Below are 20,107 nucleotides of genomic sequence, written 5' to 3'. Positions count from 1 at the left end.
CAACCACGCTCCGGCGCGGTGTACGCACGTTATCGCCCACTCGGGCGAAAGTCAGCGCCTCCCGTCTGACCTGCTGATCCGCTGCGAAGGCAGGGGGGATCGGCCACCGGCGCCGGGGCGTTCCCGTAGTTTTGCCCAGGCTGGCAAACTGAAAACCTGATGGGCGCGCACAGATCTCCCCTGGACCGGCTGCTGGCCGACCCCACGCGCCGGGACCGCATCACCCACGTCGAGCGCGTCCCCGCACGTGAGGGCCGCCGCGCGCCCTGGCCTTCCTGGGCGCCGCCCCTCCTGGTGGAACGCCTCGCCGCCGCCGGCATCGACGCCCCTTGGGAGCACCAGGCCGCCGCCGCCGAGCACGCCCGCGCCGGACGGTCTGTGATCATCGCCACAGGGACGGCGTCCGGAAAGTCCCTGGCCTACCTCCTGCCCGCCGTCGCCGCCGTCTACGACGAGGACCGCGAAGGCACGGTCCTCTACCTCTCTCCCACCAAGGCCCTCGCCGCCGACCAGCTCCGCGCCCTGCGCGCCCTGCGGCTCACCCGCGTCCGCGCCGCCGCCTACGACGGCGACACCCCCCGCGAGGACCGCGCCTGGGTCCGCCGGCACGCGAACTACGTGCTGACGAACCCGGACATGCTGCACCGGTCGATCCTCCCGTCGCACTCCCGCTGGTCGTCGTTCCTGCGCCGCCTCCGGTACGTCGTCATCGACGAGGCCCACGGCTACCGCGGCGTGTTCGGCTCCCACGTCGCGCAGATCCTCCGCCGCCTCCGCCGCGTCTGCGCCCGCTACCACGCGTCCCCCACGTTCGTCCTCGCGTCCGCCACCACCTCCGAACCCGCCACCACCGCGTCCCGCCTCACCGGCCTGGACGTCGTCGCCGTGCAGGACGACGCGTCCCCCCGGGGGCCCGCGACGTTCGCGCTGTGGGAACCGCCGTTCACCGACCTGCGCGGCGAGCGCGGCGCGCCCGTCCGCCGCACCGCCACCGCCGAGGCCGGCGACCTCCTCGCCGACCTCGTCGTCGAAGGCGTGCAGACCCTCGCGTTCGTCCGGTCCCGCCGCGGCGCCGAATCCGTCGCGCTCGGCGCCAAGCGCGCGCTCGCCGACGTGTCCCCCGACCTCCCCGCCCAGATCGCCGCCTACCGCGCCGGCTACCTCCCCGAGGAGCGGCGCGCCCTCGAAGCGGCCCTGCGCTCCCGCGACCTGATCGGCCTCGCCAGCACCAACGCCCTCGAACTCGGCGTGGACGTCTCCGGGCTCGACGCCGTCATCGTGTGCGGCTGGCCCGGCACCCGCGCGTCCCTCTGGCAGCAGGCCGGACGCGCGGGACGCACCGGCCAGGCGTCCCTCTCGATCCTCGTCGCCCGCGACGACCCCCTCGACACGTTCCTCGTGCACCACCCCGAGGCGATCTTCGGCACCCCCGTCGAGGCGACCGTCCTCGACCCCGACAACCCCTACGTCCTCGAACCCCACCTGTGCTCCGCGGCCGCCGAACTCCCCCTCACCGAGGCCGACACCGAACTGTTCGGCCCCGCCACCGCCGACCTCCTCCCCGACCTCGTGCGCCGCGGGTTCCTCCGCCGCCGCCCCGCCGGGTGGTACTGGACGCGCCGCGACAAGGCCGTCGAGCTCGCCGACATCCGCGGCGCAGGCGGCGCGCCCGTCCAGGTCGTCGAGTCGTCCACCGGGCGCCTCCTCGGCACCGTCGACGAGGCGTCCGCGCACACGACCGTCCACGACGGCGCCGTCTACGTCCACCAGGGCGAGTCCTTCATCGTGCAGACCCTCGACCTCGACGATTCCGTCGCGCTCGTCGAACCCGCGGAACCCGACTACTCCACGACCGCCCGCGACGTCACCGACATCGGCATCGTCGAACGTCTCCGCTCGTCCGCGTGGGGGGAGGCGACCCTCGGCTTCGGCACCGTCGACGTCACCCGCCAGGTCGTCGCCTACCAGATGCGCCGCATGCAGACCGGCGAGATGCTCGGCGAGAAACCCCTCGACCTCCCCCCGCGCACCCTCCGCACCCGCGCCGTCTGGTGGACGCTCTCCGCGGACGTCACCGAACGCCTCGACCTCGACCTCGCGGGCGCCGCGCACGCCGCGGAGCACGCGTCCATCGGCCTGCTGCCGCTGTTCGCCACCTGCGACCGCTGGGACATCGGCGGCGTCTCCACCGCCCTGCACCCCGACACGGGCCTGCTCACCGTGTTCGTCTACGACGGCCACGAGGGCGGCGCGGGCTTCGCCGAACGCGGCTACGCCGACGCCGCGTCCTGGCTCCGCGCCACCCGCGACGCGATCGGCTCCTGCGAGTGCGCCACCGGCTGCCCGTCCTGCATCCAGTCCCCCAAGTGCGGCAACGGCAACGACCCCCTCGACAAGGAAGGCGCCCTGGTCCTCCTGGACGCCCTCCTCGAACGAGCCCCCTGACCACCCGCGAGGCGCGGTGTCCGTCCATGGCCCCGCCCGGCGGCGCCAGGAGGGCGTCCAGGGCGGCCCGCCAACGGCGCCGTCACCACCTGCTGACCGCCCCCGCCCGCAGCACGGTCCCTGGGCCGTTCCGACACCCCCGCCCCGTGAGACTCCGCGCGGGCGCGTCCAGCCCCGGCGTCCGCATCGTCCTCGGGCGCGCGGGAGACCCGTACGAGGCGGATGTGCTAGCGGTACTCGCTCAGCCCGTCCGCCAGTTCCTCCTCGTCTCCGTCGCGGACGGCGGCGAGGGCCTGCTGGAGGGCGAAGGTCGCACGGATCGCGGCGATGCGGTCGGCGATGCCCGCCTCCCGGCCGGGGCCGCGGGCGAGCACCCGCCCCAGCAGGTCGTCGCCGTACCCGGCGGCGAGCGCCGCGAGGTCCTCCGCGGGGTCGCCGAGCGCGACGTCGTCCCAGTCGAGCACTCCGGCGAGGCGCGGCGAGCCGTCCCGCCACTCCCACAGGACGTTCTCGGCGCCGAGATCGCCGTGCACCACCGCCCCGGCGAGGTGCGGCAGGCCGCCGAGCGCCGCGAGTTCCCGTTCGGCCCGCCGGCGCCCGTCGCCGGACATGAAACGGAACAGCTCCGCGCGCACGCCGTCCGCGAACCGGCGCCACCGGTCCGCCGGCTCCCGGGGCAGCGCGGCGCGCACCGCCTCGTCGGCGGCGGCACGGCGCAGCCCGGCCAGCAGCGCGGCGCACTGCGCCGCCACGGCGTCGGCCACGCGGGCATCGCGCAGCGCGTCATCCTCCAGCGGCTCCCCGGGGAGCCGGTCGAGCACCAGGAACGGCACCTCCCCGGCGCCGCCTTCGCGCAGCGGTACGGGCGTGCGGAACCCCAGGTCGAGCCGGGCGAGGGCGCGGAGGACGGCCGCCCGGCCCGGCAGCCGATCGGCCGCCGCCGCAGTGCGGGGCAGGCACACGACGCGGTCCGAGCCGATGGCGACATGGTGGAACTGCCCCCGCCGCACGGGGACGACCGCGGGATCGTCCTCGGGCAGCAGGGCGCTCAGCAGAGCGCGATGCGCAGTCCGGACGTCCACGTCCCACTCCTCGATGACACGGGCATCCCGGCTCGGCGCCCCCTCGGCGACACCGGCCGCACCGCACGTCGAGGACGTCCGGACAGCGCCGGCCTCATGGGCGGCGTTGGCGCCGGGCGGGGCCGGGCGCCCGCCGCGCCTGTCAGGGGGCGACGCGCTGGGCGGGGACGGACGGTTCCTCGCCCATGCCGCGGCGGGCCTGGGCCAGCGCCTGCTGCAGCTTCCGCCGCTCCATCTCGAGGGTCTGCAGGGACTCCTCGTGCTCGTCCCGGAGATCCCGCAGTTCCCTGCGCATCTCGATCGCGCGCTTGAACCCGAACGCCGCCACCGTCACGCCGGACATGAACACCACGGCGACCACGGCACCGGCCATGAACACGTGCCATTCCTCGGTCACCCCGGGCACCGCGTCACCGAACGCCGTCAGCCCGGCCTCGCCCGTGTTGTCCAGCACCACCGCCACCGCCGCGAGCACGGCGGCCAGCACCAGGACCAGCCCCAGGAAGATCATGCGGGAGGTTCTCCTCTCCGGCAGTCCGACTGGCACCGCAGCCTAGACCGCGGACATTTCGGTCGCCACCCCTGACGATCACTTGCGTCGCGAGCGCGCCACCTTCACGTCGACGCCCGCCGGCCGGCGCCGCCCGGCCGCGTCGCCGCCCTTGCGGGACGGCGCCCGCCTGGCTCCGCCCCTCGCCGGCATCGTGGCCGTCGCCCCCTTCGCGGCGGGCGCCTTGGCGGAGCCGGGCCTCGTGGCGGCCTTCGCGGGGGCGGCCTTCGCGCCGGCCGGCTCGGCGGAGTCGGGCTTCGGTGTCTTCGGCTTCACGTGGCCGGTCTTCGCGACGGCCTCGGCGCGCGCGATGTGCTCGCGCATCCTGGTGACCCGCTTGCGCCCGGTCCCGCCGCGGGCGATCCGCGCCGCCCTGCCCCGCGAGCTCGTCGCGGCGCCGGCGACGCGCAGGCTCCGCGTCCACGTGCCCAGGTGCGCCGCGACGACCAGCAGCACGAGCGCGATCCCGATGCTCTTGCCCCACTGCAACCGGTCGGTGGCCGCGACGTTCTGCGCGACGGGCGCGTCGCCCGCGATCTCCGGCGCCGGATAGACCAGGCCCGGGGTCGCGCCGTCGGGCTGGACGGACGGCAGCGTGATCGGCGACTGCTCGTTGAACGGGGTCAGCGCCGTGGACGCGCTCGGTGCCGAGGAACCCCCCGCGGGCAGCGACGTCGACCCGCCGCCGGACGGGGCGTTCGCCGCCGCGACGACGTCGCTCGCGTTCGCGGCGTCCGAGTACACCGAGCCGCCGGCGCCGTCCGACCGCTTGGCGCGGACTTCGACCGAGAAGGTGCCGCTGTCCTGGGTCAGCGGCAGGCTCGCGGAGCAGGCGCCGCCGCTGCAGAAGGTGCCCACCGACCCGGCCGCGGGCTTCACCCCCGACCCGCTGAGCGTGTAGCCCTCCAGGTCCGCTTCCTTGCCCATGCCCCACTTCACGACGAGCTTCTCGCCGGACACGGCGGCGGACACGCCCGAGGGGGTCGCCGGGGGCACCTTCACGGTGAAGTTGCTGGCCGCGACCTCGTTCCAGAGTTCGTGATCCACGTAGAGCTTGTAAGCGCCGTTGTGCGTGATCGGGAACGTCCCGGTGAGCTCGCCCGACGCGAACCTCTGCTCGTCCAGGAGCTTGTCGCCGACGCCGGGCCCGCTGATCCGCAGCTCCACCTTGGCCGCGTAGAAGTCCGCGTTCGCCTTGGCGGTGAGCTGGGACCCGCTGGTGATGACCGCGCCGTCCTTGGGGCTGAGGATCGTCGTCTCGGCCGACGCGGGCGGCGCGGCGATGACCGGGATGCTCATCGCAAGAGGGGTCGCGAGCGCGATCGCACCGATCCTGCGAATGATGGTCACGGCGTCAATCCCTTCGACTGCGTCCGGGTCGCGGGGCTCACTGTGCCGAGTGCTGAGCGGGGGCTTACGGCAGCGTAACGTACCAACCGGTAACGTAAGTCACAGATGGGTGACAAATGAGGTGACAGTGGCTCCGGTCGCGACCTATTGACGTTCAGTTCAACGAACTGGGTCGCGTCAGGTTACGCCCATATCTCCCACAGGACCAGCCCTGGCCCGGGAAACGATCCGAAGATCACCGATCTCCCCGGGCCCCTTCACTCGCACGATCACCCGCACCTCCACGACGTCCCCGCGTACCGCGCATCCCTCCAGCCGCGCCCCCGACGCGGCCGCGATCTCCCGCGCCCGCCCGCAGGCGGCCTCGCGCCCGTCCGCCGCATGGGCCGCTCCCGCGAGCGCCGCGAGATCGGCCGCCGCATCCCCCCGATGCCGCGCCGCCCGCACCCCGCCCACCGCCATCGCGGCCACTCCGCCCATCCAGATCACCGCCATGAACGCCACCACCCACAACGTCCCCGCCCCCCGCTCACCACGCCCCCCGCTCACCACGCCCCCTGGCCCGCACCTTGCCGCCCCCCAAGAAACGAGCCCGGCGCCCCACCCTTTCGACCAACGACCACACCTGGCAGAGCCGCCGAATACAAACATCCGCCCACCCCTCACCCGTCCGCCCGTCCTCCACCCGTCCACTTGTCCTCTGCCCGGCCCCGGCCGCCTGCCCGTCCGTGGCGCGCACGCTTCGCATGCAGCCCCTCCAGCAACCGGCACCCATCTCCAATCCACAGCCGGGCCCCCTTCGGCCACCACCGCACCCCTCAATCACCGCTACGACGCCCGCTCGACCGTCGTGGCGCAGCACGCGTCCCGCCCGCACGCGACGTCCGGCTTCTTCGTGCCTGCGGCGCCCGGTTCAACCGTCGCTACGCTGCCCGGCTCCTTCGTGGCCGGGGGGTCGGAGTGGGGCGGTTGTGGTGCCGGGCTCGGTGGCGGCTGCGGCGTGGGCGTGGACGACCAGGGCGGGGAGGCGGGCCGCCGCCGGGGGTGCGACGGGGGCCGTCACCTCGACGAGGACGGTGCCCTCGTCGCGGGTGACCTTCACCGTGGCGCCTTCGGGGACGGCCCTGGCGACCAGGTCCCGTACGGCGGTCAGGGATTCGCCTCTGGCCGCGGCGCGCGCGCCCGTTCGGGCGGCGTCGTTGCACGCGAGCTGGGTCGAGACGGCCGTCATCCCCCACAGCACGATCGCGGTGACCAGGACCAGGGCCGGGAGGGCCACGGCGATCTCCGCCGTGGCCATGCCCCGGTCCCTCAGTCGGCGAGCTGGAGGGCCCGCTCCACGATCGCTAACAACATGTCCTGTACCTGCGAGCTCGTCACGATTTTGAAGAGCAGGCCCGCGAATGCCGCGGCGGCGATCGTGCCGACGGCGTACTCGGCGGTGGACATGCCCGCGTCCTTGTTCTTCCAGCGCTGCATCGGGTTCATGGGTCCTCCCGTGTCGGTTGGCTCCAGGTTCTGGCATGGGGATCGAGGACGTCGGCGGAACGCCGGGCTGTGGATAACTCATGGCGCGGGGACGAGGATCGTCGAGGCGATGCCGGCCACGGCCGGGACGACGCCGAGCAGGACGAACGCGGGCAGGAAGCACAGGCCCAGCGGGGCGAGGACCCTGATGCCGGCGGCCCGCGCGCGGCCCGCCGCCGCGGCGCGGGACGTCCGCCGCTGGTCCCGGGCGAGCCGCGCGAGGGACGGCGCGAGCGCGGCGCCGTGCGAGGTCGCGCGGACGGCGGCCCGGGCGAGGGGCGCGAGCGTCGGTTCCGCGGTGAGCGCGAGCCAGGCGGTGGCAGGGTCGGCGCCGAGGCGGATCTGCACCGACACCCGGTCGAGTTCCTCGCCCAGGGGGCCGCCGATCGCGTCCGCCACTGCGTCCACCGCGTCCTGCCAGGGCGTGCCGCCGCGCAGGCAGGCGGCGAGCAGGTCCACGGCCACGGGGAGGTCGGCGATGAGCCGCGCCCGGCGGCGGGCCCGCTCCGCGCCGCCCAGGCGGGGGAACGCGTACCAGACGGCCGCGGCGGCGGGGGCGCCCAGCGGGGGGCCGAAGGGGAGGCCGAACAGGAGGGTGGGAAGGACGGCCGCGGCCGCCGTCGCGGCGCGGCGGAGCAGTGCGTCTCTCGGGGGGCCGTTCTTCCGTCGTGGGGTTCTGAAGCATCGGGCGAGCCTCCGGCCGGAGTTGCGTCTCGTGCGGATGTGGACGGCCGTCGCCGCGCAGAGGACGGCCGCGAGGGCTGTGATCACTCAGCGTCCCGGTGGTCGGGGCGACTCGGCGTTCCTCGCCAGGCGCGCCGTCCAGCAGAGGCCGGCGGCGTTGAGGGCGGCCCCGGCGAGCAGGCAGGCGAGGCCGGGGAGCGAGCCGCAGAGGAAGGACAGGGGGCGCGCGCCGAGCGCCGCCGCCATGGCGATGCCGAGGAGGGGCAGCACGGCGAGCAGGCGGGCCGTGGCCCGGGGGCCCGCGAGCTGGACCGAGACGTCCTGGCGCTGGGCCTCCTCGTCGCGGAGTGCGGCGGCCAGGCCGTCCAGGACGGTCGCGAGCGTGCCGCCGCGTTCGGCGCCGACGCGCCAGCAGGCGTCCAGGAGGCGCAGGCCCTCGGCGCCCGGGGTCTTCGCGAGGTCCGTGAGGTCGCGGCATTCGAGCAGCTCCTTCGCGATGTGCGGGTCGAGGACGGCGGCGGACGAGGCGAAGGCGTCCTCGGGGGCTCTGCCGGCGGCCAGTTCGGCGGCCATCCCGTCGCAGAGCTCGATGACCGAGGTGCGCCATCGGCGGGTGCGGGTGCGGCGTTCACGGAGGGTGCGCAGGTGGGTCGTGAGGGCGGTTCGCGGGTCGCGGGGGGACAGGACGCCGTGGAGACGCCGGGACGCTCGTGGCGGCGCCGCCAGCGTCCAGACCGCCGCGGACACGCACAGGGCCGCCAGTTCGGCCGTCATGTCCAGTGCGGGTGCAGCCGGGCCGCCAGGGCGGCGGCGCCGGGATGGCGAACCGTCTCGCCGGCGGGGGTGAACGTGACGGCGGGGTGGACGGCCACCAGCCCGTCGGGCGCGCGCTGCAGGAGGCTCACCTCCGCGACCCGGCGGGCGCCCGAGGGCGCCCGGGCGAGGTGGACGACGACGTCGAGGGCGGCGGCGAGCTGGCTGTGGACGGCCTCGCGGGTGAGCCCGGCGGCGCACGCGAGCGCCTCGAGGCGCGCGGGGACGTCGGCCGGGGTGTTGGCGTGCAGGGTGCCGCAGCCGCCCTCGTGCCCGGTGTTGAGCGCCTGCAGGAGGACGACCACCTCCGCGCCCCGGACCTCCCCCACGACGAGCCGGTCGGGGCGCATGCGGAGGGCTTGGCGGACCAGGTCGTTCAGGGTGATGCCGCCCGCGCCCTCCATGTTGGGCGGGCGGGCCTCCAGCCGGACGACGTGCGGGTGGTCGGGACGCAGCTCGGCGGAGTCTTCCACCAGGAGGAGCCGCTCGGACGGGTGGGCGGAGCCGAGCAGCGTGCTCAGCAGCGTCGTCTTGCCGGTGCCCGTGCCGCCCGTGACGAGGAACGCGGCGCGGGCCGCGACCACGGCGGCCAGGAGGGCGGCGCCCTCGGCCGGGACGGTCGCGGTGGCGACGAGCTCGTCGAGGGTGAACGCCCGGCGGCGGGGGAGCCGCAGGGACAGGCAGGTGCCGCCGGGCGCGATGGGCGGCAGGACGGCGTGCAGCCGGACGCCGCCGGGCAGCCGGGCGTCGGCGTAGGGCGCGGCGTCGTCGAGGCGGCGCCCGGCCGCCGCGGTGAGCCGCTGCGCGAGGCGGCGGAGCGCGGGCTCGCCGGGGAACCGGACGTCGGTGCGGACGAGCCCGCCGCCCGCGTCGGCCCAGACCTCGTCGGGCCCGTTGACGAGGACGTCGGTGACGTCCGGCGATCGCAGGAGCGGTTCGAGGGGACCGGCGCCGACGAACTCCGCGCGCAGCTCGTCGGTGAGGGCGAGGACCTCCCTGTCGCCGAGGAGGCGCTCCTCGGCCCGGAGGGCGGCGGCCACCCGCCCGGCCGTCGGCTCGGCCCCCGTGTCCGCCAGCCGCCCGCGCACCGCGTCCGAAAGCCGCGTCATGCCCCCTCCTCGATGTCTGTCGCCGGCCCGGCGTCCGCGGCCCGGCTCTGCCCCCGTGCGGGCGGAGCGGTGTGCGATGGACGCGTCATGCCGCTTCCTCGCGGTAGGCGTAGGGCTGGAGGGAGAGGTCGTCGAGGAGGTCGCGGCAGAAGTCGGTGAGGGGGCCCCGGCGGGTGACGGCGGCGAGTTCGCCCTCGTCGATGGCGGCGGGGAGGCGGCGGTCGCGGTCGAAGGCGCCGGCGGACGGGAGGTCGAGGGCCTTGGCGACGGCGTCGGCGGTCAGGCCGCCGGGGGACGGGCCCTGCACGACGAGGCGCAGGTCGGCGGTCTCGCGGCGGAGGGCGGCGGCGAGGCCGTCGGCGGCCACCGTGGCGCGGACCTCGGCCGGGACGAGCAGGAACGTGACGTCGGCGGCGCGCAGCGCCGCCCGGCCGAGGTCGCCGGGGTAGCGGGGGACGTCGGCCACGACGAGGTCGAAGCCGCGGACCGCCGCCTCCAGGAGGGACGACACCGCCTCGCCGGTGAGCGGGACGGGTTCGCCGCGCCGCCAGGAGAGGACGGACAGGTCGCCGTCGCCGGGGAGGGTGTCGCGGAGGGCGGCGGGTCCGAGCCGGCCGCGCCGCTCGGCGAGGTCGGGCCAGCGGACGCCCTCGTGCTCCTCGAGGCCGAGGAGGAGGTCGACGCCGCCGCCGAGGGGGTCGGCGTCGGCGAGGAGGGTGCGCAGGCCGGCCCCGGCGGCGGTGACCGCGAGGGTGGCGGCGAGGACGCTGGCGCCCGCGCCGCCGCGGGCGCCGACGACGCAGACGACGGCGGCGCGGTTCGCGTCGGGTTCGGCGGCGGTGGCGAACGCGGCGATCAGCCAGTCGTCGTGGTCGGGGAGGACGGCGACGTCCTGGGCGCCGGCCTGGACGGCCATCCGGTAGGCGTCGGCGGTGGCGGCGGAGGCGACGAGCACGACGCCCGCTCTGCGGGGCAGGCCGCTCGCCGCGACGTCGGCGGCCGCGTCGGCGCCGACGAGGACGAGCGCGGGCCACGTCCAGGCGGGTCGGGCCTCGCCGACGTCGTGGGCGACCTCGGCGTGGGCGTCGGCCGCGGCGGCGAGCCGGAGCAGGGCGTCGGCGGTGCCGCGATCGCCGGTGACGATCAGTGCCGCGAGGTTCATGGAGGCTCCTTCGGGTCGGAGGTCTCCACCTTGCGGCGGCGCGGGCGGGCACCGCGTGGGATCGCGGGACTGTGGATAACTTCGCGGGCGGGCGGCGGCCGAGGGGTGCCGCGCGCCCGCCCGCGTGAGATTGGGCGACCCCCGCCGGGGGGGGAGAGCGGGGGTCGCCGAACGGATCCGGCTCCGGGGGGGTAGAGCCGGTCCGCTTTCCCAAGAAAGACTCAGGGGAGATCAGGCTAAACCGGACGTAAGCCCGTCCTATAGGACGGGCAAAGTCGCTGCATCACCAGTCTAGGCGAATACAACATATGCTGCCCGACCGTCGAGAGTTCCGTCGAGTCGCAAACTCACCCGGCGGATCAGGTTTTTCTCGTCCGGTCAGAACGATCACGGCCTCCGGGCGGCCTGCCGAGACCGCGCGGACCCGCACCGTTTCGCGTGCACGGCACGCAACGGGGCGGGAGTGGGAGCGTACCGGAACGGCAAAGATCCTTCGGGTATCGCAACCAAAAAGCAATCATCACCGTACGTGATCGATTTCGGTTCTAGGTGATAGTTGCGGTTAGCCCGGAATGGCGGCCATCGAGGGAGAGGCGTCGGCCGAGGGAGTCCCGCCGCCCTGTCGGCGCGCGATCCCCACTTTCCCGAATGGGGCTTGCCAACTGGGCAAATGAGGCGTACACAGGGAGTACGGACATCTGTCCGGGCACGGCAGCCGGGCACCCACGCGCGACCAGCCGCGGGAGGCGCGTCGAGACGGGCTTGACCCGATCCGACGGATTGAGGTGCACGCTTGGTAACCCGGTGTGACGTGCCAGACGGCGGCGTCTCGCGATGAGGCGCCGCTCGTCGCGTCCGGGGGCCGCGCGGACGAGCGTTCCGGAACCTTCAGCGGACGTCGAGGCCGAGCGATTCGGCGATCACGACGGCCTGGTGCGGGTCGATCCGCGCGCCCGTCAACTCGACCGTCCGAGGGTCGATGGTCGAAATGTCGCTTCCACGGAGATCGCACCCGGACAGGTCCGCCGCCCGGAGCCATGCGCCGGAAAGATCGACTCCGCGAAGGGCCGCGCCGGCGCAGCGCGCGCCGGTGAGATCGGCCTCGCGCAGCCGCACGTCCGTGAAGGACGCGCGCCGCAGGTCGGCACCCGGCAGGCCGGTGAACGACCAGTCGCCGCCCCGCACCTTCATGAGGTCGTACGTACAGCCGTCGAACATGCTGCCGAGAAGTTTGCAGCCGTCGAACGTCGAGTCGAAGAAACCGCAACGGACGAACGTGCAGTTGATGAACGCGGTGTCCGTGTGAACGGAGACATTGAAGCGGACGCCCCGGAATGTGCAGTCGACGAAACTCGCGCCCGTGCCGTGGGCTTCGGTCATGTCCACGTCCGAGAACAGGACGCGTTCGTGTTCCTCGCCCGTCAGGTCGCGCGAGTCCCAGTCGGCGCCGGTGACGGTGCTCTCCGTGGGCGCGGCCGGACGTCCGTTCTTGCGATCCGCCATGCCGCCAGGCTCACACACCCCTCCGACAGGCCGCGCCCCGCGGGAGGACGTCAGCCGCGCATCAGGGCTTCGCAGATCGCCTGGGAGTCGCGGGCGGCGGCGGCCACGGCGGCCGAGCAGTGCCGGATCCACACGGTGAGGCCCTCCGGGGTCCCGGACGCGTAGGCGCGCAGGGCGTCCGCGTAGTCGGCCCCGAGCTCCAGGTGGCCGACCTCGGGCGCGGCGAGCGACTTGGGGTCGAGGCCGCGCGCGACGAGCGTGAGCCGCTGGGCGGCGCGGGCGACGATGCCGTCGCCCCAGCCGAACGGCCGCAGCGTGAGCAGCTCCCCGTGGACGATCGCCGCGACGACGAGCGCCGGCGCCTTCGTCGTCCCGGTGAGCAGCCCGCTGAGCGCGTCGAGGCGGGCCGCGACCTCGGCGGCGGGCGGCGGGTCGCCGAGCTCGAGAACGTCCTCGACGGGACGGCCGTCGGGGCGCGGGCGGCCGAGGTCGGCGGCGTCCACGGCGTCGGCGGCGGCCAGGACGTGCAGGCGCGCGAGGACCTGCCGGGGCGCGTGCCGCCACGTCTCGGCGAGCGAGCCCAGTTCGGCGGACACGCGCAGGGCGCCGTGGACGATCGGGTCGCCGGGGTCGTCGGTGGTGCGCAGGACCTCGAGGTCGACGGCGGCGCCCTCGAGGACGGCCGTCGCGCGCGCCCCGCGCAGCGCGGACTCGGTGGAGACGTCGGCGCTGCGGCGGCGCAGGATCCGGTGACCGAGCAGCCGGTCGACGGCGGTGCGCGCGTCGGCCACGGCGTCGGCCACGCCGGGGAGGTTCGCTACGTGTGCGAGGGCATCGGTCACGGCCCGACCTTATGCGGTGGCCGCGGGTGCCGGGACGGCGCCCCGACGCGGGCCCGCGGGAGGCGGGGACGCACGGTTCCGGGGCGGCCGGCCTGGGAAGGTGGGGTGTGTCGGTCGTCACTGTGAGCATCGGGGCGGGCGCGCCCGGGGCCCGCGCCCTCGACACACGGGAGCACGGCTTGTGAGAGCGGGACCTTCCTGGTGGAGTGGGCATACCGGGCGACCCGTCTCAGCAAGCGAGGAGTACTGCGTTGAGCCAGAGCCAAGAGACACTGTCGAACCTGTTGCAGGAGACGCGGCGCTTCGCCCCCCCGGCCGATCTCGCCGAGTCGGCGAACGTCAAGGCCGACGCCTACGAGGAGGCGGCCGCCGACCGGCTGGGCTTCTGGGCCCGGCAGGCGGAGCGGCTGTCGTGGTCCAAGCCGTGGGACCAGGTCCTCGACTGGAGCAACCCGCCGTTCGCGAAGTGGTTCGTGGGCGGCGAGCTGAACGTCGCGCACAACTGCGTCGACCGGCACGTCGAGGCGGGGAACGGCGACAAGGTCGCGTACCACTGGGAGGGCGAGCCGGGCGACACCCGCACCCTCACCTACGCGGACCTGCGGCGCGAGGTGAGCAAGGCCGCGAACGCGCTGCTGGAGCTCGGCGTCCGCAAGGGCGACCGGGTCGCGATCTACCTGCCGATGATCCCCGAGCTGCCGATCTCGATGCTGGCGTGCGCGCGGATCGGCGCGACGCACTCGGTCGTCTTCGGCGGGTTCTCGGCGGACGCGCTGCGCACCCGCATCGACGACGCGCAGGCGAAGATCGTCATCACGTCGGACGGCGGGTACCGGCGCGGCAAGCCGTCCGCGCTGAAGGCGACGGTGGACGAGGCCGTCGACGGCGCGCCGTCGATCGAGCACGTCCTCGTCGTCCGGCGGACGGGCGAGGAGGTCGCGGCCCACGAGCGGGACGTGTGGTGGCACGACGTCGTGGAGCGGCAGAGCGAGGAGCACACGCCGGAGCCGGTGGACGCCGAGCACCCGCTGTACATCCTCTACACGTCGGGGACGACGGGTAAGCCGAAGGGGATCCTGCACACCACGGGCGGGTACCTGACGCAGACGGCGTACACGCATCACGCCGTGTTCGACCTGAAGCCGGAGACGGACGTGTACTGGTGCTCGGCCGACATCGGCTGGGTGACCGGGCACTCGTACATCGTGTACGGGCCGCTCGCGAACGGCGCGACGAGCGTCCTGTACGAGGGGACGCCGGACACGCCGCACAAGGGCCGGTGGTGGGAGATCATCGCCAAGTACGGGGTGTCGCTGTTCTACACGGCGCCGACGGCGATCCGGACGTTCATGAAGTGGGGCGACGACATCCCGGCGGCGCACGACCTGTCGTCGCTGCGGGTGATCGGCAGCGTGGGCGAGCCGATCAACCCGGAGGCGTACGTCTGGTACCGGGAGCACATCGGCGCGGGCGGGGCGCCGGTCGTGGACACGTGGTGGCAGACCGAGACCGGCAGCATCATGATCAGCCCGCTGCCGGGGGTCACTGAGGGCAAGCCGGGCGCGGCGATGCGGCCGCTGCCGGGGATCGTCGCGGACGTCGTGGACGACCGGGGCGAGCCCGTCCCGAACGGCGGCGGGGGCTTCCTGGTGGTGAAGGAGCCGTGGCCGTCGATGCTCCGCACGATCTGGGGCGACGACGAGGGGTACGTGAAGACGTACTGGTCGCGGTTCGAGGGCCTGTACTTCGCGGGCGACGGCGCCAAGAAGGACGAGGACGGCGACCTGTGGCTGCTCGGCCGGGTCGACGACGTGATGCTGGTGTCGGGGCACAACATCTCGACGACCGAGGTGGAGTCGGCGCTGGTGTCGCACCCGAAGGTCGCGGAGGCGGCGGTCGTCGGCGCGACCGACCCGGTGACGGGGCAGGCGATCGTGTCGTTCGTGATCCCGCGGGGCAGCGCGGGCGGCGACGTCGAGGGCGAGGAGTTCCTGAAGGAGCTCCGCGACCATGTGGCGAAGACGCTCGGGCCGATCGCCAAGCCGCGCCAGATCATGATCGTTCCGGAGCTGCCGAAGACGCGGTCCGGGAAGATCATGCGGCGGCTGCTGCGGGACGTCGCCGAGAACCGCAGCATCGGGGACGTGTCGACGCTCGCCGACGGCACGGTGATGGACCTGATCTCCGAGAAGCTGCCGAGCGCGAAGCCGGAGGACTGACCGGGATCTGAGCCGGACGGACGGGCGTGGCGCGGGCTCCCGCGCCGCGCTCGTCCGTCCGCCGTCCCGGTTCGTCACGGCGGCGCACCGGTTCGTCGCCCGAACCCGTCGAAGGTCAACTGTGGGCGATTTCGCATGATTTGGTGGCGAGTGGCCAGAGATCTTGCGGGTAAGGTGCAAGAAGGTGCGCCGGGAAGTCTGGTCGGCAGAGTCCGGCCCGTGACGTTTGCGGGGCGGCTCTTCGCCGTGCCGTCCATCGCCCCGGGGGGGTCCTCTTGCCGCGCCCGTCCAGCCGCACCGATAGCTCGCGCCGTCCCGTCGCCGCCGTCTGGCCGTTCCGCCCCACCGTCCGCTACAGCCAGCAGGTCGCCAAGGCGCTGCGCCTGGAGACGGTCGGCGGCATCATCATGCTGCTGGCGGCCGTGGCCGCGCTCATCTGGGCGAACACCCCCTGGTCGGACGCGTACTACGACCTGCAGAAGTTCGAGATCAGCCCGCACTGGCTGCACATCGGGCACATGGACGTGGCGCACTGGGCGTCCGGCGGGCTGCTGGCGGTCTTCTTCTACCTCGCCGGCCTGGAACTCCGCGAGGAGCTCACGCACGGCGAGCTGCGCAACCCGCGCGACGCGGCGCTGCCGGTGCTCGCCGCGACCGCGGGCGTGGTGCTGCCCGCGGCCATCTTCCTCGCGGTCAGCTTCGGGACGCCCGGCGCCTCGCAGGGCTGGGCGATCCCCACGGCGACCGACATCGCGTTCGCCCTCGCCGTGCTCGCGGTGACGTTCTCCGCGTGCCCGGCGCCGCTGCGCGCGTTCCTGCTGACCCTCGCCGTCGTGGACGACCTGATCGCCATCGCGATCATCGCGCTGTTCTACTCGAGCGCGCTGGACTGGAACTGGCTCGGCCTCGGCGTCGCGCTGATCGCCGTGTTCGGGTTCCTGCAGTTCCGGGGCGTCCGCTCCCCGTGGCTGTACGCGCCGCTGGCCGTTCTCGCCTGGTACTGCGTCCTGCGGAGCGGCGTGCACGCGACGGTCGCCGGCGTGGCGCTCGGGATGCTCACCAGCCCGCGGCAGGCCCCGGACGGACGTCCGACGAACGCCGAGCGCGCCGACCACTTCCTGCGCCCGTTCTCGGCGGGTTTCGCCGTGCCGGTGTTCGCGTTCCTGTCGGCGGGCGTCACGCTCAGCGTCTCCGCGCTCGGGGACGTGTTCACCGATCGGATCGCCCTGGGCGTGATCGCCGGTCTGGTGATCGGTAAGTTCGTCGGTGTCTTCGGCGGGGCCTGGCTGGCGGTGCGGATCGGTCTGGCCACGCTGGGGGCGGAACTGCAGTGGCGGGAGATCGCGGGCGTCGCGATGCTCGCCGGGGTGGGATTCACCGTTTCACTGCTGATCGGCGGTTTGGCCTATACCGACCCGGCACAATTGGAGAGAGTGACGACTGCGGTCCTGATCGCGAGCGTGCTCGCCTCGGCGGCCGCCACCGTGGTCTTCCGGATGAGGACGCGCACCCGCGCGCGGCTTTCCGACTGACGGGCCGACGCGGTGCCACCGGGTGGCCGGACGAGCCGTCCGGCTGCCAGGCTGGGACGCCGTGGTGGTCGGGGCTCTGGAAGGAGAGAGCGATATGTCCGAGGCAACGCCGGGCGAGCGCGTCGAGGACAAGTCCCTCGGCGAGCTCGTCGCGCTGGCGTCCAGCAACGTCTCCGACCTGGTCAGGGCGGAGATGGAACTGGCCAAGATGGAGCTCAAGTCCGACGCGAGGAAGGGCGCGATCAGCGGCGTGATGCTCGTCATCGCCGCGGTGATGGGCGGGATCATCGTGATCCTGCTGTCGATCTCGCTGGCGTTCGGGCTGATCGAGCTGGGCATCTGGCCGTGGCTGGCGTTCCTGATCGTCGCGGTCCTGTACGGCCTGCTCGCCGTCGTGCTGGGACTCATCGCCAAGCGCCTCATCGGCAAGATCGAGGGAGCGAAGCGGACGCGCCGGACACTGAAGGACACACCGGGCGCACTGCGGCATCGCGGCGGCGCCGACACCCCCGCGCTGACGGACTGAGCGGGGCACACAGGCAGGCAGGGGGCGGGCCATGTCCGGGCACGACGCGTCGCTGATCGAGGTCGACGGTCCGTGGACCCACCGCGCGATCAGCGCGGGCGGGACGCGCTTCCACGTCGCCGAGGCGGGGGAGGGGCCGCTGGTCCTCCTGCTGCACGGCTTCCCCGAGTTCTGGTGGTCGTGGCGCGAACAGCTCGTGTCGCTGCCCGCGGCCGGCTACCGGGCGGCCGCGATCGACCTGCGCGGCTACGGCGGCAGCGACAAGCCGCCGCGCGGGTACGACCTGGTGACGCTGGCCGGGGACGCCGCCGGGCTGGTCCGCGCGCTCGGCGAGGCCGGCGCGATCGTGGTGGGGCACGACTGGGGCGGGCTGCTGGCCTGGACGATGGCCGTCTACCACCCGAAGATCGTGCAGCGGCTCGCGGTCGTCGGCGCCCCGCATCCGCTGCGGCTGCGGCGGTCGGTCCGGGAGAGCCCGCGCGAGCAGGGGTGGGCGGCGCGGCACACGTTCGGTTTCCAGGTCCCGGTCCTGCCGGAACGCCGCCTGGTGCGGGACGACGCCGCGCTCGTGGGCCGGCTCCTGCACGAGTGGTCGGGCCCGAACTGGCCCGACGAGGAGACGGAGCGGCTCGTCCGGCGCGCCGTGCAGATCCCGGGGGTGGCGCACAGCGCGCTGGAGTACCACCGGTGGTTCCTCCGGTCGCAGGCCCGTCCGGACGGCATCCGCTACGCGCACCGTATGCGCGCCCCGGTACAGGCGCCGACGCTTCAACTGCACGGCGCCCTGGACAAGTGCATCCTCCCGGAGAGCGCACAGGGGTCCGGCCAGTACGTGGCCGCGCCCTACAGGTGGCGGCTCATCGAAGGGACGGGGCACTTCCCCCACCAGGAACGGCCCGAAGAGTTCGACTCGCATCTGCTCGGCTGGCTCGCCGACCCGGAACCCGACCGCTGAACGCGTACGGTGGGAGGCATGCGGGATCGGGACGAGTCGGGACGCCCGCGCAACGCGCGGCCCCGCGACGCGTACGGGCGTCCGCTGCCGCACGGCGCCACCGGCATCCCCACCATGCCGGACGACCTCCGCATGCGGCCGTCCGAGGCCCTGCGGGAGGCGCAGCGGCTCCTGGACGCCGACCGGCCCTTCCACGCCCACGAGGTGCTGGAGGCCGCCTGGAAGGACGCTCCGGACCCGGAACGGGAGCTGTGGCGGGGGCTGGCCCAGATCGCCGTGGGCGTCACCCACCTGCGCCGCGGCAACACGCGGGGCGCGCGGGCCCTGCTGAGCCGCGCCGCGGACCGTCTGGAGCCGTACGGCGCCGATCCGCCGCACGCGATCGACGTCCACGGCGTCGTACGGCGTGCCCGTGAACTCGCGGGCACGCCCGAAGACGGCCCGGTCGAACTCAAGCTCACCCTGTAAGGCCCCCAGTGGGGCGCTCACGGGTTCAGTCAGAGCAGCTCTGCGTGGAGACCGGCTCGGTGGCGCGCGCGCCCGCGCGCGCGTCCTCGGAGACCTCCTCGGCGGTCAGCGCGTAGCCGGTGGAGGGGGTGTCGAGCGCCGCCGCGAAGATGACGCCGAAGACGCGTCCGTCCGGGGACAGCAGCGGGCCGCCCGAGTTGCCCGGCTCGACCTTGCCGCGGATCGCGTAGATCTCCCGGGCGACCTGGCCGGTGTGGTAGATGTCGGGCCCCTTGGCGGTCTGCCGGGCCCGGATCCGGGCGGCGCTCGCGCTGAACGGCTCGTTCTTCGGGAAGCCCGCGATGATCGCGTTGTCGCGCACCTCGGCCTCCATCTCGAAGTCGAGCGGCCGCGCGTCCAGGCCCGGCACGTACAGCACCGCGATATCGCGGCTGGGGTTGTACAGGACGACCTCGCCCTTCGCCGTCTCGCCCGTGCGGTTGGCCACGGTGGACGGCCCCTGCGCGCCCGCGACGACGTGCGCGTTCGTCATGACGTGGCCGGGCGCGAACACGAACCCGGTGCCCTCGATGCGCCGCTGGCACTGCGGCGCCGTGCTGACGATCTTGACGATGCTGTTGCGCGCGTCCCGCAGCCCGCCGGTCGCCAGCACCGAGTCGTCCGGCGGCGGCACCTCGACCACCGACTCGCCGCCGAGCCCGTTGAAGACCTGCGGGAACTCGCTGCTCTTCACGAACCCCTGGAACGAGGTGAACCAGGTGTGCGCCTGGGTCGGCATCACCTCGTCGATCCCGTTGATGACCGTCGAGCCCTTGACCTGGGTGCGGAGCCACTGGAACTGGGAGTTCGCGAACATGCTGCCGAAGAACCAGGCGACGATCAGCAGCGACAGCGCGCTGACGAACGTGCCGCCGACCGCGTCCGCCGTCCGCGCGTTCAGCCCGGTGACCCGGTTGCGGATCAGCGCGCCCGCCGAGGAGGCGATGAGCTGACCGAACGTCGCGGACAGGAACGCGATGACGATCGCCAGCAGCACCCGCTGGGCGTCGCCGTCCACCGTCGCCTCGGCGATCGGCGGGGCGATCAGCACCCCGGCGACGCCGCCGCCGACGAAGCCCGCGAAGCTCAGCAGGCTCACGATGAAACCCTGCCGGTAACCCGAGACGCCGAACAGCACGACGAGCCCTAGGAGGATCAGATCGAGCATATGGTCGTCCAGCACCGCTTCACCGTATAGCGCGAGGTCGCCTTCTCACGTCCCCTCGCCGGACCAGATTCCCCCGCCCCGGATGGCCACGTGGGGCGATACGGAACGATCACCGACCGTGCCTCTCCCGGCC

19 protein-coding genes are annotated in these 20,107 nt (G+C 74.0%); 6 read left to right on the top strand and 13 right to left on the bottom strand.

The window, feature by feature from the left end:
- Positions 1 to 159: 159 nt before the first annotated feature.
- On the top strand, positions 160 to 2,445 hold the full coding sequence (locus tag ACFQ11_RS07540) for a DEAD/DEAH box helicase (RefSeq protein ID WP_378297189.1): 2,286 nt from the start codon (positions 160 to 162) through the stop codon (positions 2,443 to 2,445).
- 227 nt (positions 2,446 to 2,672) lie between these two features.
- On the opposite strand, the gene ACFQ11_RS07535 is transcribed toward ACFQ11_RS07540, so the two are convergent.
- The 12 genes from ACFQ11_RS07535 to ACFQ11_RS07480 form a co-directional block, all read right to left on the bottom strand.
- Complete coding sequence (locus ACFQ11_RS07535) at positions 2,673 to 3,527, bottom strand: phosphotransferase family protein (protein WP_378297188.1); 855 nt, start codon at positions 3,525 to 3,527, stop codon at positions 2,673 to 2,675.
- Positions 3,528 to 3,669: 142 nt separating this feature from the next.
- Entirely contained in the window at positions 3,670 to 4,038 is a 369-nt protein-coding gene (locus ACFQ11_RS07530; protein WP_378297186.1) for a hypothetical protein, read from the bottom strand.
- Positions 4,039 to 4,116: 78 nt separating this feature from the next.
- The gene (locus ACFQ11_RS07525; RefSeq protein ID WP_378297185.1) at positions 4,117 to 5,376 is read right to left on the bottom strand and encodes a hypothetical protein; all 1,260 of its coding nucleotides are present in this window, start codon (positions 5,374 to 5,376) and stop codon (positions 4,117 to 4,119) included.
- Positions 5,377 to 5,604: 228 nt separating this feature from the next.
- Positions 5,605 to 6,078: an Rv3654c family TadE-like protein gene (locus ACFQ11_RS07520; RefSeq protein ID WP_378297183.1), complete on the bottom strand. Its 474-nt coding sequence runs from the start codon at positions 6,076 to 6,078 to the stop codon at positions 5,605 to 5,607.
- 262 nt (positions 6,079 to 6,340) lie between these two features.
- Positions 6,341 to 6,727, bottom strand: coding sequence for a TadE family type IV pilus minor pilin (locus ACFQ11_RS07515; RefSeq protein WP_378297181.1), 387 nt, complete (start codon positions 6,725 to 6,727; stop codon positions 6,341 to 6,343).
- An 11-nt stretch (positions 6,728 to 6,738) separates the two neighbouring features.
- Complete coding sequence (locus ACFQ11_RS07510; protein ID WP_378297179.1) at positions 6,739 to 6,915, bottom strand: DUF4244 domain-containing protein; 177 nt, start codon at positions 6,913 to 6,915, stop codon at positions 6,739 to 6,741.
- 78 nt (positions 6,916 to 6,993) lie between these two features.
- The gene (locus tag ACFQ11_RS07505) at positions 6,994 to 7,725 is read right to left on the bottom strand and encodes a type II secretion system F family protein (protein ID WP_378297177.1); all 732 of its coding nucleotides are present in this window, start codon (positions 7,723 to 7,725) and stop codon (positions 6,994 to 6,996) included.
- Entirely contained in the window at positions 7,726 to 8,412 is a 687-nt protein-coding gene (locus ACFQ11_RS07500) for a type II secretion system F family protein (RefSeq protein ID WP_378297175.1), read from the bottom strand.
- Positions 8,409 to 9,560, bottom strand: coding sequence for a TadA family conjugal transfer-associated ATPase (locus ACFQ11_RS07495; RefSeq protein WP_378297174.1), 1,152 nt, complete (start codon positions 9,558 to 9,560; stop codon positions 8,409 to 8,411). Before ACFQ11_RS07495 ends, ACFQ11_RS07500 begins: the two co-directional genes overlap by 4 nt.
- Before the next feature lie 85 nt (positions 9,561 to 9,645).
- Positions 9,646 to 10,722, bottom strand: a complete 1,077-nt coding sequence (ssd, locus tag ACFQ11_RS07490) for a septum site-determining protein Ssd (RefSeq protein ID WP_378297173.1) — start codon at positions 10,720 to 10,722, stop codon at positions 9,646 to 9,648.
- 888 nt (positions 10,723 to 11,610) lie between these two features.
- On the bottom strand, positions 11,611 to 12,225 hold the full coding sequence (locus tag ACFQ11_RS07485) for a pentapeptide repeat-containing protein (protein ID WP_378297172.1): 615 nt from the start codon (positions 12,223 to 12,225) through the stop codon (positions 11,611 to 11,613).
- A 50-nt stretch (positions 12,226 to 12,275) separates the two neighbouring features.
- The gene (locus ACFQ11_RS07480; RefSeq protein ID WP_378297171.1) at positions 12,276 to 13,067 is read right to left on the bottom strand and encodes a Fic family protein; all 792 of its coding nucleotides are present in this window, start codon (positions 13,065 to 13,067) and stop codon (positions 12,276 to 12,278) included.
- 251 nt (positions 13,068 to 13,318) lie between these two features.
- On the opposite strand from ACFQ11_RS07480, the gene acs reads away from it, so the two are divergent.
- The 5 genes from acs (at position 13,319) to ACFQ11_RS07455 (ending at position 18,767) form a co-directional block, all read left to right on the top strand.
- Complete coding sequence (gene acs, locus ACFQ11_RS07475) at positions 13,319 to 15,286, top strand: acetate--CoA ligase (protein ID WP_378297170.1); 1,968 nt, start codon at positions 13,319 to 13,321, stop codon at positions 15,284 to 15,286.
- Between the two features lie 275 nt (positions 15,287 to 15,561).
- Positions 15,562 to 16,818: a Na+/H+ antiporter NhaA gene (nhaA, locus tag ACFQ11_RS07470; RefSeq protein ID WP_378297169.1), complete on the top strand. Its 1,257-nt coding sequence runs from the start codon at positions 15,562 to 15,564 to the stop codon at positions 16,816 to 16,818.
- A gap of 94 nt (positions 16,819 to 16,912) precedes the next feature.
- The gene (locus ACFQ11_RS07465; protein WP_378297168.1) at positions 16,913 to 17,344 is read left to right on the top strand and encodes a phage holin family protein; all 432 of its coding nucleotides are present in this window, start codon (positions 16,913 to 16,915) and stop codon (positions 17,342 to 17,344) included.
- Between the two features lie 31 nt (positions 17,345 to 17,375).
- Entirely contained in the window at positions 17,376 to 18,299 is a 924-nt protein-coding gene (locus ACFQ11_RS07460; RefSeq protein ID WP_378297167.1) for an alpha/beta fold hydrolase, read from the top strand.
- An 18-nt stretch (positions 18,300 to 18,317) separates the two neighbouring features.
- On the top strand, positions 18,318 to 18,767 hold the full coding sequence (locus ACFQ11_RS07455) for a DUF309 domain-containing protein (RefSeq protein WP_378297166.1): 450 nt from the start codon (positions 18,318 to 18,320) through the stop codon (positions 18,765 to 18,767).
- A gap of 25 nt (positions 18,768 to 18,792) precedes the next feature.
- Here the strand turns inward: ACFQ11_RS07455 and ACFQ11_RS07450 are convergent, their stop codons facing one another.
- The gene (locus ACFQ11_RS07450; protein ID WP_378297275.1) at positions 18,793 to 19,974 is read right to left on the bottom strand and encodes a MarP family serine protease; all 1,182 of its coding nucleotides are present in this window, start codon (positions 19,972 to 19,974) and stop codon (positions 18,793 to 18,795) included.
- Between the last annotated feature and the right edge of the window lie 133 nt (positions 19,975 to 20,107).

The sequence above is a fragment of the Actinomadura sediminis genome, assembly GCF_042675525.1.
GTDB classification, from domain to species: domain Bacteria; phylum Actinomycetota; class Actinomycetes; order Streptosporangiales; family Streptosporangiaceae; genus Spirillospora; species Spirillospora sediminis.
The sequence above is the reverse complement of the archived record's forward strand: the minus strand, read 5'-3'. Positions and strand labels throughout refer to the sequence as shown.

Coding starts and splice junctions, on each gene's coding strand:
- ACFQ11_RS07485 (WP_378297172.1), bottom strand. CDS start 12,225: ATGGCGGATCGCAAGAACGGACGTCCGGCCGCGCCCACGGAGAGCACC.
- ACFQ11_RS07495 (WP_378297174.1), bottom strand. CDS start 9,560: ATGACGCGGCTTTCGGACGCGGTGCGCGGGCGGCTGGCGGACACGGGG.
- ACFQ11_RS07520 (WP_378297183.1), bottom strand. CDS start 6,078: ATGTTTGTATTCGGCGGCTCTGCCAGGTGTGGTCGTTGGTCGAAAGGG.
- ssd (WP_378297173.1), bottom strand. CDS start 10,722: ATGAACCTCGCGGCACTGATCGTCACCGGCGATCGCGGCACCGCCGAC.
- ACFQ11_RS07530 (WP_378297186.1), bottom strand. CDS start 4,038: ATGATCTTCCTGGGGCTGGTCCTGGTGCTGGCCGCCGTGCTCGCGGCG.
- ACFQ11_RS07460 (WP_378297167.1), top strand. CDS start 17,376: ATGTCCGGGCACGACGCGTCGCTGATCGAGGTCGACGGTCCGTGGACC.
- ACFQ11_RS07515 (WP_378297181.1), bottom strand. CDS start 6,727: ATGGCCACGGCGGAGATCGCCGTGGCCCTCCCGGCCCTGGTCCTGGTC.
- ACFQ11_RS07525 (WP_378297185.1), bottom strand. CDS start 5,376: ATGAGCATCCCGGTCATCGCCGCGCCGCCCGCGTCGGCCGAGACGACG.
- ACFQ11_RS07500 (WP_378297175.1), bottom strand. CDS start 8,412: ATGACGGCCGAACTGGCGGCCCTGTGCGTGTCCGCGGCGGTCTGGACG.
- ACFQ11_RS07540 (WP_378297189.1), top strand. CDS start 160: ATGGGCGCGCACAGATCTCCCCTGGACCGGCTGCTGGCCGACCCCACG.
- ACFQ11_RS07465 (WP_378297168.1), top strand. CDS start 16,913: ATGTCCGAGGCAACGCCGGGCGAGCGCGTCGAGGACAAGTCCCTCGGC.
- ACFQ11_RS07510 (WP_378297179.1), bottom strand. CDS start 6,915: ATGAACCCGATGCAGCGCTGGAAGAACAAGGACGCGGGCATGTCCACC.
- ACFQ11_RS07455 (WP_378297166.1), top strand. CDS start 18,318: ATGCGGGATCGGGACGAGTCGGGACGCCCGCGCAACGCGCGGCCCCGC.
- ACFQ11_RS07450 (WP_378297275.1), bottom strand. CDS start 19,974: ATGCTCGATCTGATCCTCCTAGGGCTCGTCGTGCTGTTCGGCGTCTCG.